21 protein-coding genes and 1 tRNA gene are annotated in these 16635 nt (G+C 56.3%); 13 read left to right on the forward strand and 9 right to left on the reverse strand.

The features are described from left to right. Nucleotides 1-24: 24 nt before the first annotated feature. Entirely contained in the window at nucleotides 25-939 is a 915-nt protein-coding gene (locus AC2FH9_RS02735) for a DMT family transporter (protein ID WP_496694995.1), read from the forward strand. On the opposite strand, the gene AC2FH9_RS02740 is transcribed toward AC2FH9_RS02735, so the two are convergent. Next, complete coding sequence (locus AC2FH9_RS02740) at nucleotides 884-1579, reverse strand: thiamine diphosphokinase (RefSeq protein ID WP_496870682.1); 696 nt, start codon at nucleotides 1577-1579, stop codon at nucleotides 884-886. The two genes, AC2FH9_RS02735 and AC2FH9_RS02740, sit on opposite strands and share 56 nt — an antisense overlap. A gap of 134 nt (nucleotides 1580-1713) precedes the next feature. On the opposite strand from AC2FH9_RS02740, the gene AC2FH9_RS02745 reads away from it, so the two are divergent. Then, nucleotides 1714-3303, forward strand: a complete 1590-nt coding sequence (locus AC2FH9_RS02745) for a hypothetical protein (protein WP_496870683.1) — start codon at nucleotides 1714-1716, stop codon at nucleotides 3301-3303. Between the two features lie 113 nt (nucleotides 3304-3416). On the opposite strand, the gene AC2FH9_RS02750 is transcribed toward AC2FH9_RS02745, so the two are convergent. The 5 genes from AC2FH9_RS02750 to nthA all read right to left on the reverse strand — a co-directional run bounded on the left by AC2FH9_RS02750 (nucleotide 3417) and on the right by nthA (nucleotide 6791). Continuing rightward, nucleotides 3417-3659 (reverse strand): DUF2842 domain-containing protein, encoded by a 243-nt coding sequence (locus tag AC2FH9_RS02750; protein WP_142634590.1) that lies wholly within the window; start codon nucleotides 3657-3659, stop codon nucleotides 3417-3419. Next, the gene (locus AC2FH9_RS02755; RefSeq protein ID WP_142634592.1) at nucleotides 3659-4954 is read right to left on the reverse strand and encodes an adenylosuccinate synthase; all 1296 of its coding nucleotides are present in this window, start codon (nucleotides 4952-4954) and stop codon (nucleotides 3659-3661) included. The genes AC2FH9_RS02750 and AC2FH9_RS02755 overlap by 1 nt, the downstream gene beginning before the upstream one ends. A gap of 217 nt (nucleotides 4955-5171) precedes the next feature. Beyond that, nucleotides 5172-5507, reverse strand: a complete 336-nt coding sequence (locus AC2FH9_RS02760; RefSeq protein WP_496694990.1) for a nitrile hydratase accessory protein — start codon at nucleotides 5505-5507, stop codon at nucleotides 5172-5174. Continuing rightward, the gene (nthB, locus tag AC2FH9_RS02765) at nucleotides 5500-6180 is read right to left on the reverse strand and encodes a nitrile hydratase subunit beta (RefSeq protein WP_496870685.1); all 681 of its coding nucleotides are present in this window, start codon (nucleotides 6178-6180) and stop codon (nucleotides 5500-5502) included. The genes AC2FH9_RS02760 and nthB overlap by 8 nt, the downstream gene beginning before the upstream one ends. Further along, the gene (gene nthA / locus AC2FH9_RS02770) at nucleotides 6177-6791 is read right to left on the reverse strand and encodes a nitrile hydratase subunit alpha (protein WP_496690784.1); all 615 of its coding nucleotides are present in this window, start codon (nucleotides 6789-6791) and stop codon (nucleotides 6177-6179) included. Before nthA ends, nthB begins: the two co-directional genes overlap by 4 nt. Before the next feature lie 151 nt (nucleotides 6792-6942). Between nthA and secG the strand changes: the two genes are divergently transcribed. From secG to AC2FH9_RS02820, 10 genes are all read left to right on the forward strand, one after another. Next, a complete protein-coding gene (gene secG, locus AC2FH9_RS02775; RefSeq protein WP_142634600.1) occupies nucleotides 6943-7308 on the forward strand; it encodes a preprotein translocase subunit SecG in 366 nt (121 codons plus the stop codon). A 161-nt stretch (nucleotides 7309-7469) separates the two neighbouring features. Then, a complete protein-coding gene (gene pyrG, locus AC2FH9_RS02780; RefSeq protein WP_142634602.1) occupies nucleotides 7470-9113 on the forward strand; it encodes a CTP synthase in 1644 nt (547 codons plus the stop codon). Nucleotides 9114-9215: 102 nt separating this feature from the next. Continuing rightward, on the forward strand, nucleotides 9216-9980 hold the full coding sequence (locus tag AC2FH9_RS02785; RefSeq protein WP_142634604.1) for an isocitrate lyase/PEP mutase family protein: 765 nt from the start codon (nucleotides 9216-9218) through the stop codon (nucleotides 9978-9980). A 103-nt stretch (nucleotides 9981-10083) separates the two neighbouring features. Beyond that, nucleotides 10084-10533 carry a tellurite resistance TerB family protein gene (locus AC2FH9_RS02790; protein ID WP_142634606.1) on the forward strand — a complete coding sequence of 150 codons (450 nt, stop codon included), beginning with the start codon at nucleotides 10084-10086 and terminating at the stop codon, nucleotides 10531-10533. A 20-nt stretch (nucleotides 10534-10553) separates the two neighbouring features. Continuing rightward, nucleotides 10554-10991 carry a tellurite resistance TerB family protein gene (locus AC2FH9_RS02795; protein ID WP_281972316.1) on the forward strand — a complete coding sequence of 146 codons (438 nt, stop codon included), beginning with the start codon at nucleotides 10554-10556 and terminating at the stop codon, nucleotides 10989-10991. Between the two features lie 14 nt (nucleotides 10992-11005). Then, nucleotides 11006-11719 (forward strand): phosphate/phosphite/phosphonate ABC transporter substrate-binding protein, encoded by a 714-nt coding sequence (locus AC2FH9_RS02800; RefSeq protein WP_496870687.1) that lies wholly within the window; start codon nucleotides 11006-11008, stop codon nucleotides 11717-11719. Between the two features lie 146 nt (nucleotides 11720-11865). Next, entirely contained in the window at nucleotides 11866-12642 is a 777-nt protein-coding gene (locus tag AC2FH9_RS02805) for an ABC transporter ATP-binding protein (protein WP_271946306.1), read from the forward strand. Nucleotides 12643-12675: 33 nt separating this feature from the next. Further along, nucleotides 12676-13389: a transporter substrate-binding domain-containing protein gene (locus AC2FH9_RS02810; RefSeq protein WP_271946303.1), complete on the forward strand. Its 714-nt coding sequence runs from the start codon at nucleotides 12676-12678 to the stop codon at nucleotides 13387-13389. Nucleotides 13390-13461: 72 nt separating this feature from the next. Further along, nucleotides 13462-14349 carry an ABC transporter permease gene (locus AC2FH9_RS02815; RefSeq protein WP_142635158.1) on the forward strand — a complete coding sequence of 296 codons (888 nt, stop codon included), beginning with the start codon at nucleotides 13462-13464 and terminating at the stop codon, nucleotides 14347-14349. Next, nucleotides 14346-15152, forward strand: coding sequence for an ABC transporter permease (locus AC2FH9_RS02820; RefSeq protein ID WP_142634616.1), 807 nt, complete (start codon nucleotides 14346-14348; stop codon nucleotides 15150-15152). The genes AC2FH9_RS02815 and AC2FH9_RS02820 overlap by 4 nt, the downstream gene beginning before the upstream one ends. 149 nt (nucleotides 15153-15301) lie before the next feature. On the opposite strand, the gene AC2FH9_RS02825 is transcribed toward AC2FH9_RS02820, so the two are convergent. Both AC2FH9_RS02825 and AC2FH9_RS02830 read right to left on the reverse strand, forming a co-directional pair. Continuing rightward, nucleotides 15302-15378, reverse strand: a tRNA-His gene (locus AC2FH9_RS02825). A gap of 47 nt (nucleotides 15379-15425) precedes the next feature. Continuing rightward, nucleotides 15426-15908 (reverse strand): GNAT family N-acetyltransferase, encoded by a 483-nt coding sequence (locus AC2FH9_RS02830; protein WP_496870689.1) that lies wholly within the window; start codon nucleotides 15906-15908, stop codon nucleotides 15426-15428. A 77-nt stretch (nucleotides 15909-15985) separates the two neighbouring features. Between AC2FH9_RS02830 and AC2FH9_RS02835 the strand changes: the two genes are divergently transcribed. Further along, complete coding sequence (locus AC2FH9_RS02835) at nucleotides 15986-16174, forward strand: DUF6324 family protein (protein WP_142634620.1); 189 nt, start codon at nucleotides 15986-15988, stop codon at nucleotides 16172-16174. A 4-nt stretch (nucleotides 16175-16178) separates the two neighbouring features. Here the strand turns inward: AC2FH9_RS02835 and AC2FH9_RS02840 are convergent, their stop codons facing one another. Continuing rightward, nucleotides 16179-16610 carry an MmcB family DNA repair protein gene (locus AC2FH9_RS02840; protein WP_496704903.1) on the reverse strand — a complete coding sequence of 144 codons (432 nt, stop codon included), beginning with the start codon at nucleotides 16608-16610 and terminating at the stop codon, nucleotides 16179-16181. Nucleotides 16611-16635 lie beyond the last annotated feature (25 nt).

Genomic DNA, 16635 nt, shown 5'->3' on the forward strand with positions numbered 1-16635 from the left:
CAGCCAAAGCGCTAGCGTCGCTGCATGACACAGGATCGTCCCGTTTTTGGCATCGTGCTGATGCTTGGCTTTTGCGCGCTTGCACCCTTGGGGGATGCGGTCGCCAAATTACTGGGTGAAACCGTGCCGCTTGGAATGCTGGTCTTTGTCCGGTTTGCCATTCAAGCCATGTTGTTGGTTCCGCTGGTCGCCTGGACTGGCAGGCCCTGGCGCATGCAGGGGCGTATATTTCGCCTGGCTGTCATAAGAACCCTGCTGCACATCGTCGGCATCGCCGCGATGTTCTCTGCCCTGCAATACCTGCCGCTGGCCGACGCTGTGGCCATCGCCTTTGTTATGCCGTTTATCATGTTGCTTCTTGGCAAACTGGTACTAAAGGAAGAAGTCGGCAAGCGACGCCTGATTGCGTGCCTTGTGGGCTTTGGTGGTACATTGCTTGTCATTCAACCCAGCTTTGCCGAGGTCGGATATGCGGCTTTGCTTCCACTTGTCGTCGCGGTGGTGTTTGCCCTGTTCATGCTCGTGACCCGGCAAATTGCAAAAGCTACAGATCCCATTGCTCTGCAGGCCGTGTCGGGCGTCATAGCTTCTGTCATCCTACTGCCTGCCCTGTTGGTGGGAACACCCGCCGGAATCTGGGAGCTGTCCCTGATTGCTCCGAATTTGGGCGATGTCTGGCTTTTGCTTGCAATCGGGCTTCTCGGCACGGTCGCACATCTGTTCATGACCTGGTCGCTGCGATATGCACCCTCTGCAACATTGGCCCCGATGCAGTATCTCGAAATCCCAGTCGCTACGGTGTTTGGCTGGCTGATCTTTCACGACCTGCCCGACGGTGTCGCCGCTTTGGGCATCTGCATCACCATCGCTGCCGGCCTCTATGTCATTCTGCGTGAGCGGGCCAGCGCCCGGACGGCCCCGACAGAAGCGCCTGCATGACCTGATCCAGCATCGCCCTGGGAAACATTACCAAAAGGCCCGGCCCATCCATGCGCAATACTACCGAGCCCAATGCGCGGTTGGACGTTCCGACAGCGCCGTTCGGCTCCATCACCAAACCGTCGATTGGCCATTCAAGGCCGCGGCTTTGCCCTGATACACGCTGTAATGGAAACAATGAGACGACATCTCGAGGCGCCATCGAAACCGAGATTTGGGGGGGTGCGTGAAAGATAATCTCACTTTCGCCAATCAGAATACAGGGCTGATCTTGCCTGCGAACCAAGACATTGAGTGCTGCTAACTGGTGATCCAGACGCCCCCCGAGAAAACCGACCCCAATCACCAACGGCGCCTCGACACTGCGCAGGGCCTTGTCGAAATCCGTGCTGTTTTGTTCGCTAATTGGAAACAGTCGATCCAGCGGAATCTGATCTTTGTGATCCGAATCAAGCGAATCAAAATCACCGATAACAGCGTCTGGAATGCGCCCAATTTCCAACAAACTTGCCGCCCCACCATCCGCGGCGACGGCCAACTTTGTGCGAATCAACGCCAAATCCAAATCTTCAGGGCCAATTTGACCGCTTCCAACCAGCGTGATTGACTCTTTCGAACGTACAATTCGCGTCTTTTTCATGAGATTGATCATTTTTTCCGGGTTTTGACACATTGAGACCACAAAATGATAGGTTCATGGACAAAGTTCTGAGCCAATAGCTCTGCCCACGACCGGGCTGATGGCTCGTGTAGTTTGTAGAGGACGTACGTCTGATGGTACAGAATAACAAGGTTTTGACAGTTTCCTACGGAACCTTCTCGTGCACTTTGGAAGGATTTGACGATTCTTTTGAAACGATGAAGTCGATTGCCGAATACTTCCGCGACCTTGCAGCGGATGACAGGTATTTTGGGTCTGAACCGCCGCAACCAGACGCCGAAATGCTGACCCGCATCGCTCAGCGAGATGCGACGCGTAAAGTCGAAGCCAGCCAGAACGAAAACGGATTGCTTCTGCGGGCGCAAGACCGTGCCGCTTCACCGTCCCTTTCTACCGCGCCCATGACCCCGCCCAGTACCCCAGGTGCTCCGGCCTATACCCCTTCACAGTCCGCGCCCATCGCAGAGGCCGAGCCAGTAGAGGGTCGACCCGAACCCGCCGCCGATAGTATCGCCGCAAAGCTGCAGCGGATTCGGGCTGTGGTCTCTCATAGCGAAGAAAACTCGGTGATCTACGCCGAGGATGAAGATTCCCCCCTGATGAAATCCGAAACCGGCCCAACTGATGCCGTATCGGCTGCCTTTCAGGCCGGAACTCTGACCCCCACAGATCTGGTCGAATCCCCCGCGGCCGATGCAGAGGTTGAAGCAGCTCAGGAATTTGAGCCCGAACCTCAGATGGACATGCCCCCACCCGCCGCGGAAGAGGCAGAGATCGAAGGCCCGGCCCAAGAGACCCCCGCCGTGCCAGAAATTGATGTCGCACCCACTGCCGACGACGTGACCACTGTCGAGGCAGAAGAGGTCATGTTTTCGGATCTGAATGCCGAGACGGACGAAGCCGAGAGCGACGAAATCGACAATATCCTGACAGAAGACATTTCGGCGGACGCAGACGAACCTGAAGAGGTTGCCGGCTATTTGACCGAAGAAGACGAGGAAACTCTGCTTGACGAAATCGCCAGCGTCGAAGCCGTGTTGTCCGCCCGTGCATCCGAGCCTCTGCCTGAGGAACCGAACCTGGACGAGGACGTTTCTCGCCTGATGGAAAAGGCGGTCGAACAGATGGATGATCCCGCGACTGCCACTCAGCGCGAGACATATTCCCGTCTGCGCAATGCAGTGGCCGCAACCAATGCTGATCGTGCAGATGCGCTGAACCGTAATCAGGCTCAGCAGATCAGCCCGCGCCGCCCCGAAAGCAATGTTACAACTGCCCGTCCCAAGGCAGAGCCTGCCGCTCCCCTCAAGCTGGTTGCTGAACAGCGCATCGACAATAAAGACGAGGATGAAATGGGGCCGATTTCTCCGCGCCGTGTAAAATCCAAACCGCTGGGTCTTCCGATCGAGGAAAGCGGCTTTGCGCACTATGCGCAGGAACAGGGCGCACAATCTCTGCCGGACCTGCTGGAAGCTGCGGCATCTTATCTGTCGTTCATCGAAGGACAGGAACAGTTCTCGCGCCCGCAACTGATGAACAAGATCCGTTCTCTCAAGCAGGACGATTTTAATCGCGAGGAAAGCTTGCGCTCATTCGGGCAACTGCTGCGCGATGGCAAGATTGAGAAAGCTGGCGGAGGTCGGTTTGCGGCTTCGGACGAGATCGGGTTCCGCCCTGACGGAGATGAACGCGCCGCAGGCTGAATTCAAACCGAAAAGAAAAAAGGGCCGGAGACCAACTCCGGCCCTTTTTCATTGGGCGATCTTTTGTGGGCAGGCGTATGAACCCGTCGCAGGATGAGCCCCAAATTGGCCGCTCAGTCAGAGGACCCGTTAGGATCTTCTTTTCCGACACCTTTGAAGATGAATTTGAAAGGCAGAGCCCACAAAATGCCGAGCGCTACATATACCAGAAGTTCCAACCATATTGGTGGCCGGTCCAACCAGTTTATCACCGTCACCACCGCAACGATATAAGCCGGCAGGCCAATCAGCAGCAGCACCATCGACCAACGACGACGCGCTTTATAGCTCAGGCCATTTTTCTGTTCGCCCGCCATCAGTCAGCAAACGGGTCTGTCACCAAAATGGTGTCATCCCGCTCTGGGCTAGTGGACAGCAATGCAACCGGACATTCGATCAACTCTTCGACCCGACGCACATATTTGATGGCATTTGCAGGCAAGTCCGCCCAACTGCGCGCGCCTTCCGTTGATTCGCTCCAACCAGGCACCTCTTCGTAGATCGGAGTACATCGTGCCTGCTGATCGGCTGCAGTGGGAAGATAATCCAGACGCTTACCGTCAAGGTCATAGGCAACACAGATTTTCAGCGTCTCGAATCCATCCAGCACGTCCAACTTGGTTAGCGAAATACCGTTTACGCCGCTAGTGGCACAGGTTTGGCGCACCAGACAGGCATCAAACCAGCCGCAACGCCGCTTGCGCCCGGTGGTGGTACCAAACTCGTGCCCACGCTCACCCAGACGCTGGCCATCCGCATCATCCAATTCGGTTGGAAACGGCCCTTCACCCACACGGGTCGTGTAAGCCTTTACGATGCCAAGGACAAAATCAATCGAGCCGGGCCCGATGCCGACACCGGTCGCCGCCTGACCGGCGATCACGTTGGACGAGGTCACAAACGGATAGGTTCCAAAGTCGATGTCCAGAAGGGCACCCTGCGCGCCTTCAAACAGAATACGCTTACCAGCCTTGCGCTTTTCGTTCAGTACTTTCCAAACGGGTGCTGCGAAAGGCAGAATCTCGGACGCAATTTCCCTCAGCTGAGCAATCAGTGCATCGCGGTCCACGGGTTCGATCCCCAATCCCTTGCGCAGCGGGTCATGGTGCTGCAGCGCGCGATCTACGCGTGCCTCAAGGGTCGCTTCGTCTGCCAGGTCAGCAACCCGCACAGAACGCCGCCCAACCTTATCTTCATATGCGGGGCCGATTCCACGACCGGTGGTCCCGATCTTGGTTCCTTTGCTTGCGGCCTCTTCGCGCGCGCGGTCCAGTTCACCGTGGATGGGCAGGATCAGCGGGGTATTCTCTGCGATCATCAGCGTTTCGGGCGATATCTCGACTCCCTGCGCCTGGATCGTTGCGATCTCTTTCAGCAGGTGCCAGGGATCCAGAACAACGCCATTGCCGATGACACTCAGCTTGCCGCCACGTACCACACCGGATGGCAGAGCGTGCAACTTATAGACAGCACCGTCGATTACCAACGTATGACCGGCATTATGCCCGCCTTGAAAACGCGCGATCACATCGGCCCGTTCACTGAGCCAATCGACGATCTTGCCTTTTCCTTCGTCACCCCACTGGGCGCCGACAACAACCACATTGGCCATATCTGGTCCTTTTTGCGCTGAGATATCAAACCCGGCTCGTATAGCGATGTGTCAGCGACAGGGAAACCGATAATTCGCCGCAGATCATAACCACGCTGTGCGTGGTGCCTCCGGCGGAGGTATTTTTGGCCAGGTGAAGAGAAGATCCCTTGCTTCATCTGGCACAAAATATCTCGGGGGAGTCGCGGCTGGCCGCGGCGGGGGCAGCGCCCCTTTTCTAGCCATTCGACAAATGAATGGGTTCACCATGTGGAGTCGTCAGATAGGCTTTCTCCCAATCCAACGATACTGCAGCGACATCACTTGGGTTCGCGTCACCCATTTCGGCTAAAAAGGCCTCGAGTGTTTCCAGCCAGGCATGGAAATAGTCGTTGCCACCATTCAGCTCTTTGCTCAGACCATGGCGTTTTAGCATCTTCGAAAACCGATCGGCCCATTCCGACCATTCGAATCGTCCCGCTTCATTCAACGCGACCGTGACCGCAAAGACCTGTGCATGCCAGGGCTCTGCGAATGCCAGCTCGGGTAATGGCTGTGCGTTACACTCACTCATCGGGCACCAGATAGCTTTGCCACAGATCTAATATGACTTCGTCATTTCGGTTCTCGGGATCGGCCCAAAGCTCAGAGGCTGGGAATGCAACCGCATATAATGGTTCAGGTGCCTCTCCCAGACCATGAGCATTGGAATCCGGCAAAACATGCGTCCCATGCAGGCGTAATATCCGACCGCAAGCGCCAGAAGCGTAAGATGGCAACCTGGTATGACCACCGTTTTTCAGGCGGTTGGCAGCCGGTCGTACTGTACGCACCTTTTGGCCGGGATCAAACTGCACCGCGATATTCGAGGGTCGATCAGCCGGACCGCCTTTGGACAGTGCGCCCTCTACCGCCCCGGCTGTCAGCGCGCGGGAAGCCAAAGGATGTGAAGCATCCGTTCCTTGGCCCAGAAGGTCTTCCAAAGTCAGGACCCCCTGCTCTACCAACAGATCTGCAAGTGCTGACACCCATTTTTCGTAGTAAGAGAATCGTGCATAGTCTTTGGGCGACAGTCGTTCGCGTGCATGGCGCGAGATGTCGATATTCCATTGTCCCAGAAACCCGGCAGCCAATGTCAGTGCCAATGCGCGCCCGTGCCATTCTTCTGGGAAAATCGCTGCATCTTGGGATTCGGGGATCACCGGACCGTCGCCGAACCGTCCTCCCATATCGTGAACGCGGGTCATGACGGCACCTTTGGCAGGCCGGTTCCGATCATACTGTCACGGGTCACAAGCGCGGTCAGGTCGTCTTCGGTCATCCCATCGGTGCCATCGGGGCGCATGGGTAGAACAAGATAGCGTATCTCGGCCGTTGAATCCCAAACCCGCACGGCTGTTTCATCCGCCAGAGAAACTCCGAACTCTGACAAAATTTTACGCGGCTCACGCACGGCCCGCGCACGATAGGCATCCGATTTATACCACCCCGGTGGAATCCCCAACAAAGGCCATGGGTAGCAACTGCAAAGCGTGCAAACGACCATGTTGTGGAGATCAGGGGTATTTTCGACAACAACTATGTGCTCGCCTTGCCGACCGTAAAAGCCAAGCTTTGCCACCTCGGGCGTTGCATCCTTAAGCAGTGCGGCCTTAAAGGCCGGATCAGTCCAGGCTTTGGCAACAACCCGGGCGCCGTTCTGCGGGCCAATCTTGTTTTGGTAGGTGTCGATGATCTCATCCAAAGCCGCCGGGTCGATCAAACCCTTGCGGGTCAGAATCGTTTCCAGCGCCTTGACGCGCAGGGCGGGTTCGGGTGGCAATAAGGCGTGCGGGTGGTCGGGATCGTCATGTGGCATAGGCCGCAGCCTGCTTTACCATCCCCTTGCCTGTCCAGTCTCTTTGCTGTGATCCCGAAGATCACTTGGCGTGATGGTAACTCGTGACTTGCCCCCGGAACCAAACTTGCATAAGTACCTCGCGATACACGCCACGCTGTACAGGACCACCATGGAAAACGTCGTTCTCATTATCCATCTTCTTCTGGCTTTGGGCCTGATCGCCGTCGTCCTGATGCAGCGGTCCGAAGGCGGCGGCCTTGGCATGGGTGGCGGCGGAGGCGGTGCCATGGCTGGTCGGTCGGCTGCAACAGCATTGGGCAAGGTGACCTGGATTTTAGCCGCGTGCTTTATCGTCACTTCGATCACGCTGACCATTCTGGCGGCACAAAAATCCTCGGGCAGCTCTGTGCTCGACCGGATTGGGACACAGGCACCGGCCGCGACCGAAGAAAGCACACCGGCAATTCCGTCGGCGGATGACCTGTTGCCTCCGGCACAGGGTGACAACGCGCCTTTGATCCCGCAGGCCAACTGACACACAAAACCTAGAAACCGAAAAGAGAACTGCAACAGCATCTTGCGGTTCTCTTGCGCTATTGGCGCGAATCCTTTATACGTGAAGTCCCGTGATGCAGCGGTTTTTCTTGAACCGCCGGGCAGCTGATATTGACGTCTCACGGGGAGCAGCCGAAAAACATGGCGCGTTTTATTTTCATCACTGGTGGTGTGGTTTCATCCTTGGGCAAAGGATTAGCTTCGGCGGCTTTGGGCGCGCTGTTGCAGGCCCGCGGATATTCGGTGCGTCTGCGCAAGCTGGACCCCTATCTGAATGTCGATCCGGGCACCATGTCGCCTTTTGAACATGGCGAAGTGTTCGTTACAGATGACGGGGCAGAAACCGATCTGGACCTTGGCCATTACGAACGTTTTACCGGCGTAGCCGCGCGCAAAACCGACTCGGTCAGTTCCGGGCGGATTTATTCCAACGTGTTGGAAAAAGAACGCCGCGGCGATTACCTGGGCAAAACCATTCAGGTGATCCCGCACGTCACCAATGAGATCAAGGATTTCATCGCCATAGGCGAGGATGAGGTTGATTTCATGCTGTGCGAGATCGGCGGCACCGTGGGCGATATCGAAGGCCTGCCCTTCTTTGAGGCCATCCGCCAATTCAGCCAGGACAAACCACGCGGCCAATGCCTGTTCATGCACTTGACCCTGCTGCCCTACATCAAAGCCTCGGGCGAATTGAAAACCAAACCAACCCAGCACTCGGTGAAAGAGCTGCGTTCGATCGGTCTCGCCCCCGACATTCTGGTCTGCCGGTCCGAAGGCCCGATCCCGACCAAGGAACGTGAAAAGCTGGCTTTGTTCTGTAACGTCCGCCCCGATAGCGTGATTGCTGCGCAGGACCTCAGCACCATCTACGATGCTCCGCTCGCCTATCACCGCGAGGGACTGGATCAGGCGGTTCTGGATGCCTTCCAGATCAGCCCTGCCCCCAAGCCCGATCTGACCAAATGGGAAGACGTCAGTGATCGCATCCACAATGCCGAGGGCGAAGTGAAGGTCGCCATCGTCGGTAAGTACACCCAGTTGGAAGACGCCTATAAGTCGATAGCCGAGGCGCTGACCCATGGCGGGATGGCCAACCGTGTCCGCGTCAAGGTCGAATGGGTCGATGCCGAGGTATTCGATACCGAAGAGGCCGCCCCGCATCTGGAAGGCTTCCACGCGATCCTCGTGCCCGGCGGATTCGGTGAGCGCGGTACCGAAGGCAAAATCAAGGCTGCGCAATACGCCCGCGAACATAAAGTGCCCTACCTGGGCATCTGCCTGGGCATGCAGATGGCCGTAATTGAGGCCGCGCGAAATGCCGCTGGCATCAAAGAGGCCGGGTCCGAGGAATTCGACCATGAATCCGGTAAAAAACGTTTCGAACCGGTGGTCTATCACCTGAAAGAATGGGTGCAGGGCAATCACAAGGTCGAACGCAAAGTCGGTGATGACAAGGGCGGCACCATGCGCCTGGGCGCCTATGACGCGGTTCTGGCCGAAGGGTCAAAAGTGGCCGAAGTCTATGGCGGTACCGCCATCGAGGAGCGCCACCGCCACCGCTATGAAGTGGACATCAAATACCGCGACAAGCTGGAAAAAGCTGGTCTCAATTTCTCAGGCATGTCCCCCGACGGCCGGTTGCCAGAAATCGTCGAGTGGTCGGATCATCCGTGGTTCATTGGGGTCCAGTACCACCCCGAGCTGAAATCAAAGCCGTTCGACCCGCATCCTTTGTTCCGCGACTTTGTGCGCGCTGCCAAGGACACCTCGCGTCTGGTCTGACACCAGGCACGAAAGCAGATTGTATCGGTCAGCGCGAAAAGACTGTACGCGCTGACCCTTTGCACGGTTAACTGCCCGCAACTCAGAGATAGGAGACCGTCCATGACCGATCAGATCACCAATGCACTGACATTCGCGGCCCTGCACAAAAAGGGCGAACCGGTTATCCTGTACAATATCTGGGATGCTGGCAGTGCCGGTGCCGTGCGCGACGCTGGCGCCCAAGCCATTGCCACTGGAAGCGCTCCTGTTGCGATGGCACAAGGGTTCAGCGACGGCCAAAACATCCCGATGCAGGCCGCGCTGGACAATGCTCGCCGGATTGTCGAATCCGTTGATCTTCCGGTTACTCTGGATTTCGAAGGTGCGTATGCGGCTGATGCTCAGGGTATCTCTGCCAATGTCAGGCTGGCCCTTGAATCCGGCGTTGTCGGCTTCAACTTCGAAGACCAGATCATCGGATCAAATGAGTTGTACGATATTGAAACTCAGGCCGCCCGTGTCAGCGCGATGCGTGAAGGTTGCGATGCGGCGGGCGTTCCTGCGTTTATCAACGCGCGGACCGACATTTTCCTGAAGGCGCAGCCCGAAACCCATGATGATGCGATGCTGGAAGAGGCAATGGTCCGAGCACAAGCCTATTCAGATGCAGGGGCCAGCGGATTCTTTGCCCCCGGCCTACGGGATCAGGCCATGATTGCCCGGTTGGTAGAGTCAATCGACTTGCCGCTAAATATCATAGCATTACCCGGCACACCGGACACCGCCACTTTGGCTGGGCTGGGAGTCGCGCGTATAAGCTATGGCCCTGTACCCTATCGGAAAATGCTGGCCTGGCTGCAAGACGAAGCGCGAAAGGTACTCTGACCCAGCGCGCTATCCGGCTCTAGCAGGCGGTCTTTTGATCATTCTGAGCCTTGCGCGATAGTCCGTGCTTGGCGGGTTATCAAATATGGAATAATCTCTGACCATGTTGAAAAAACTCTTTCAGGCTTTCCGCCCGCCACAACACGACAATCTGCCCGACCCAGACGCTGAACTTGCACTCGGGGCGCTTATGGTGCGCGTTGCACAAGCGGACAGGGATTATAAGCTGGAAGAGATCAGCCTGATCGACCGTATCCTCGCCCGACTTTATCAACATAATGCGATCGAAGCCGCAAAGGTCCGCGCCACCTGCGAGAAACTGCACGCAGCCGCACCGGAAACGGACACGTTCGGTAAGCTGATCCGGGAAACCACGGACCTGCACGAGCGCTTGGCCGCTTTGGATGCCCTCTGGGAGGTGGTTCTGGCCGACGGGAATACAGATGAGGGCGAGATGAAAATCGTCGAAGAAGCCCGCATCGCCATGGGTCTGAGCTTTAACGACAGCAAGACCGCCAGAAAGCGTGTGCAAAGACGCTTGGAAGAGGCGTAAGGCCTCTCTATACCTGTCTCATGTTTAGTGATTTTCTGTCTCGACTGACCCAGCCTCAGCCCGCCCCTTTCACCGATGACGATGCTCGACTGGCCTTGACGGCCCTGCTGGTGCGCGTTGCCCGATCTGACAACGACTATGCCGACAGTGAAATGGCGCGAATCGACCGGATTTCGATTGAACGCTATGACCTATCCCCGTTCGAAGCCGCCGGCCTGCGCGCCCGCGCCGAAGATCTCGAGGCCGAAGCACCGGACACAGTACGGTTCACTCGCGCAATCAAAGAGGCCGTTGCCTATGACGACCGCCTGGCAGTCGTTCAGGCCTTGTGGTCGGTCGCTCTGGCGGATGGGCACCGCACGGGTGAAGAGGATTCCTTACTGCGACTGGTCGTCAGCCTGTTGGGCATCAGTGATGTCGACTCTGCAATGGCCCGTCAAAAGGCTGCCAAATCTTGATAGCCACGCTGGGTATGTACGACATGCCTGCGCTGCGCTCTGCGAATGATCGGTTTTGGGCATCGATTCGGGATTACCTTGGCTATGGCCCCGCAAACCTAAACCGAGACCGGGATGTCTGGGATATCTGGTTGGACCCGGATCTGGTTTTTGCCCAGACCTGCGGCATGCCCTATCGCACCCGGCTGCATGGCAAGGTGCAGTTGGTTGGAACGCCGGATTACGCGTTGCCTGGCTGCCCACCTGGCCATTACCGGTCGGTTTTTGTAGCCCGCCGCCACGACCCCCGCGATCTTGATGAATTGGCCGATGGTGTTTTTGCCTATAATGAACCGCTGTCGCAATCCGGATGGGCCGCCCCAATGGTTCACCTTGAACGATACCACCGAACACCATCGTCGGTTCTGCAATCCGGTGGTCATGCGCTGTCTGCTCAAGCCATTTCCGAGGGCCGTGCCGATTATGCCGCGCTGGATGCGCTGACATGGGAGATGCTGAAGGTCCATTCCGACCTTCCAGAAGCTCTGCGTGAGGTCGCCGAAACAACCCCAACCCCCGCGCTACCTTATATCACAGCGAAGGATCAGGACGCCGCTCAGATCGCACGCGCAGTTCGCAACGCGATTCAAACCATGTCACCGCAAGATCGGAACCTTCTGCACCTGCATGACCTGATCTCTATTCCTGCCAAAGATTATCTGCGCGTCCCAAATCCGTCGAAATTGTAAACTGCGATGGATAATTCATGATCAAATTGACCAGAACGCTTCGTCAAATTGACGGAATCACCCGCTTACTCTGTCATTTGCGCATTGCATTGATCTGATTTTTAAGCCCTAGTACCGCACCAACACCAATAACACCTGGACCAACCGTGACAGATTCAACTCCCGTCATTGAGATCAAGAACCTACACAAGAGTTTCGGCAATCTGGAAGTGCTGAAGGGCGTGGATATCACTGCCAGACGGGGCGATGTTGTATCTTTGATCGGGTCCTCGGGGTCTGGGAAATCCACTTTATTGCGGTGCTGCAACCTGTTGGAAGACAGCCAGCAGGGCGAAATCCTTTTCAAGGGTGAACCTGTTCGTTGGTCCGGTAACAGCCACACGCGCCGGCCTGCTGATGCGAAACAGGTTCTGCGCATTCGCACAAACCTGTCGATGGTTTTCCAACAGTTCAACCTGTGGGCTCATTTGACCATCCTGCAGAACGTGATGGAAGCACCTGTAACGGTATTGGGCCGTGACAAAAAAGAAGTTGAAGACAGCGCACGCAGATACCTTGAAAAAGTTGGTATTGGCGACAAGTGCGACGCCTACCCCGCACAGTTGTCTGGTGGCCAGCAACAGCGTGCCGCGATCGCGCGGGGGCTGTGCATGGAGCCCGAGGCGCTTTTGTTTGACGAGCCCACGTCGGCGCTGGACCCCGAATTGGAACAAGAAGTGATCAAGGTGATCAAAGACCTGGCTGCAGAAGGCCGCACCATGATCATTGTGACCCACGACATGAAAATGGCCGCTGATATCTCTAGCCATGTCGTTTTCCTTCACCAAGGCCTCATCGAAGAAGAAGGCCTGCCTGAAGATCTCTTTACTACCCCTGAATCTCCACGGCTTCAGGGCTTTCTTTCCGCCACTCAGGCGGCATAACTTCAGATCAGAACCAAAACTGGGGAGTATCCAATGAAAAAACTGATCCTGACCACTGCGGCCCTTGCGCTGAGCGCAGGCATGGCTATGGCAGACACCATCCGGATGGGGACCGAGGGCGCCTATGCACCTTGGAACTTCGTCAATGACGCAGGTGAGATCGACGGCTTTGAGCGCGAGCTGGGCGACGAGCTGTGCAAACGCGCAGACCTGACCTGCGAGTGGGTCAAGAACGACTGGGATTCGATCATTCCGAACCTGGTCTCGGGCAACTACGACGTGATCATCGCTGGTATGTCGATCACCGACGAGCGTGACGAGGTCATCGACTTTACCCAGAACTACACACCACCGGATCCCTCCGCCTATGTAGCAATGTCGGATGACGCCGATGTTGCAGGTGGTGTGGTCGCCGCACAAACTGGCACCATTCAGGCTGGCTATATCGCCGAATCCGGCGCGACCCTGGTCGAGTTCGCCAGCCCCGAGGAAACCATCGCTGCCGTACGCAACGGTGAGGCTGATGCGGTTCTGGCCGACAAATCCTTCCTTGCCCCGATCGTCGACGAAGACGCAGATCTGCGCTTTGTGGCCGATGAGGTTCCGCTGGGTGGTGGCGTCGGCATTGGCGTCCGTGAATCCGACGGTGAGCTGAAAGAAAAGCTCAACGCAGCCATCCAATCCATGAAGGATGACGGCAGCCTGAACGAGCTGATCACCAAATGGGAAGTGTCTTCGACCTTCTAATTCTGATCCGGCGGCGTGCCCCAGTCTACGGGCGCGCCGCCCCAGCGCCTTTACCACCTGAAGAGGCCCGCCATTTTTTCGTTCTGCACTGATCCCGACACGCTGGGAACCTTCCGTTGGTTCTCGTGCTATCTGACCAATGGTGTGCATTGGTCCTTTTACCTGTCCTTCCTCAAGGTACTGGCCCTACTTGCCGTGACGGCGCCCGTAGCGCTGGGTTTCGGGTTCGTCGGAGCCATGGCTGCCCGTTCGCACGTTCTGCCGGTCAGTTGGCTGGGTAAGGGTTATATCGCCATCGTGCGCGGCGTGCCGGATATCGCCTTTTTCATGTTCTTCGTGATTGCTTTGGATCAGGCATTCGAATGGACGCGGCATCAAATTCTCTGCCCGGACTGGACGGATTCGATCCGACAGGGCAACGACTTTATCGTCTGCCAATCTGCCAAACTGCCACTGGGCACCTCGCCGGAATGGGTGCACGAAACCTATGGGTTCTTTCTGGCTGTCATCACTTTCTCTATTGTTTTCGGTGCTTTCGCCGCCAATGTTCTGTTCGGCGGCATGCGGGCCGTACCCTATACACAGCTGGAAACCGCCGAAGCCTATGGGATGTCCCGTCGCCAGACATTCTGGAAAATCCTTGTGCCTCAGATGTGGGTTTATGCCCTGCCCGGTCTCAGCAATCTCTGGATGGTTCTGATCAAGGCCACGCCGTTGCTGTTCCTTCTGGGCATCGAAGATATCGTGTACTGGGCCCGCGAACTGGGCAGCACCAAGACTCCGAAGTTTACGCAATACCCACACGGTGACTGGCGCATGTGGTATTTCCTGTTCCTGCTGGTTTTCTACCTTGGCTTCACCCGTATGTCCGAGATCGGGCTTGAACGCCTGATGCGCCGGCTCTCGCACGGACAGGCCACCGCCGCCGGAGAATTGCTGCGCAAGGAGACCACCGCATGAGCTGCTTGCAGACCATTCAGGACTACGGCCTGCGATCTCTTGGATATGGCGAGCGTCTGCTGCCAAAATCCGACTTTACCTTATGTGAGCACTTTACCCTGATTGGGTCTGGTATGATCTGGAATATCTATTTCGGAGTCATGGCGCTTGCGACCGGGTTTTTCCTTGCCACAGCACTGGCGCTTGGCAAAGCTTCACCCAGTTTCTGGCTGCGCAAACCTTCGGAATGGTTCATTTTCATCTTTCGTGGTTCGCCGCTGTTCATTCAGTTTTTCTTTGCCTATTTCTTCTTCCTGTCGCTGAAGAAATCCTATCCGATGTTCGATTCTCTGACGTCGGCCTGGATTGGGGCGCTGATCGTTCTGTTTCTGAACACTGCCGCCTATTCAGCCGAAATTTTCTTTGGCGCGCTCCGATCCATTCCCAAGGGCGATACCGAGGCTGCAGATGCTTATGGCATGTCCGGCTGGTCTCGCTTCCGGCGGATCGTCTGGCCCACCATGCTGCGGCTTGCCTGGCCCGCCTACACGAATGAGGCGATCTTTCTGTTCCATGCCACCACGCTGGTGTTCTTCTCGGCCTTCCCCGCCTGGCAGCAACGAGGCGATGCGCTGTATTACGCAAGCTATTTCGCGGACAAGACGTTCAACCCCTTTGTCGCCTATCCAATCCTTGCCTTCTATTTCATCTTACTGACGCTTGTGATCGTTGGGGGGTTCGGCCTGGTGAACAAGCATCTGAACCGTCATTTACCTGCGGAACGAAAAACAAAAATGCGCTTTCGCCTGAATCTGGCGCGCTAAGAACCTACCGGGGATGCAGCCGCTGCAATCCCCGGAAAAGACAATTTCTCAAATAATAATCGGTACCGTTTTGAGTGAAGGCAGCCCTTCGATTTGCGCGGTGGCTTAGGGGCCGAACTAGCTTGGGAATTTTCTGACAATCGGGGAGATGGTACCGCCTCCCTGGCTTGAACAGGGGACCTCTGGATCCACAATCCAGCGCTCTAACCAACTGAGCTAAGGCGGCACTTGTGAAGGGCGATGTACCGAACGCGTTCACGGAATGCAAGAGGATTAAAGCTGAATTTTCCAGCTTTGTTCGACCAGATCAACCCCGAAGGAATGGACCGGTTTGCTATCCATCAACTGCCACCCAGTGGACCCATAAAGCGCACAGGCAGCCTTGTGGCTTTCATGCGTCCACAGCCTCATTTCAGTGTAACCGGCGCCGCGAGCAAAGCCCATGCAGCTCTCCAGCATCCGCTTTCCCAGGCCCATCCCACGCGCTTCGGGCAACAGCAAGAACAAGCGCAGTTTTGCGGTCGTTTCACTCAGGGCAACGCAGAAAATACTGCCCAAAGGTTTACCGTCACATTCGACTATCCAGCCACGCTCGCGCTTGGCATCATGGTCCGAGATGAAATCGTCGAGGATTTCTTTCACCAACACGGCAAAAGAGTCGTCAAAACCCTCGTCTCGTGAATACAAAAGATCATGCACAGCCACCAACCACGGCGCGTCCAAAGCTTCAAAGGGTCTGATCTGAATAGAGTGCATCCCCTATTTGAACGCAAAGGTAACTTGATTCTCAAGCCTTTGCGCGCTAGCACGAACTCTCATCCCCGGAGGCACACATGAGCATCAATACCGAAAGTGACATTCAGGCGAATTTGCAGATCGGACCAACAGATCAGGGGATGGTGCGCCTATTCATCGAAGCAGAAAACCTAGAGATTCCAATGGATTTCGATCCGGAAGAAGCCGAAGAGATTGCCGATGAGCTCCGTGCTGCCGCGCATGCAGCACGGGCGGTCAAAAGCTGAGCTATCAGATTCTGGGATCTCTCAGGGACTGCAAGCGCCGGGCCGCGTCTGTAGCAAATTTCTGGATCATCTTCTTCCGCCGAGCCGGAGCTATCTTGTCCTCTGGCGCCATACGCACGATCTCGGCGTCATAAGCATCGGCAATGATCAACCCGGTCTCGGCAGGCAACAGCTCGGTCGGAAACTCCGTATCCACTGCCCAGAAGAATCGATCACACCACTCCAAATAACCATGCCATTTGGAATCCGACTGGAAATCAGCGCGGCTTGATTTACATTCGATCACCCAAAGCTCACCCTTAGGACCCAGCCCCATCACATCAACCCGCAGTCCGCGTATAGGCACGAATTCCTCAACGGATACAAAGCCATGCGCCGTCAGGTGACGGGCGACGCCACGTGCAAGTTTTTGTCCGGGTTGCAGGTCCAATGTCATATCCCAAATGTGAACAATTAGTGAA

The organism is Ruegeria sp. CDSC081, from assembly GCF_059610485.1.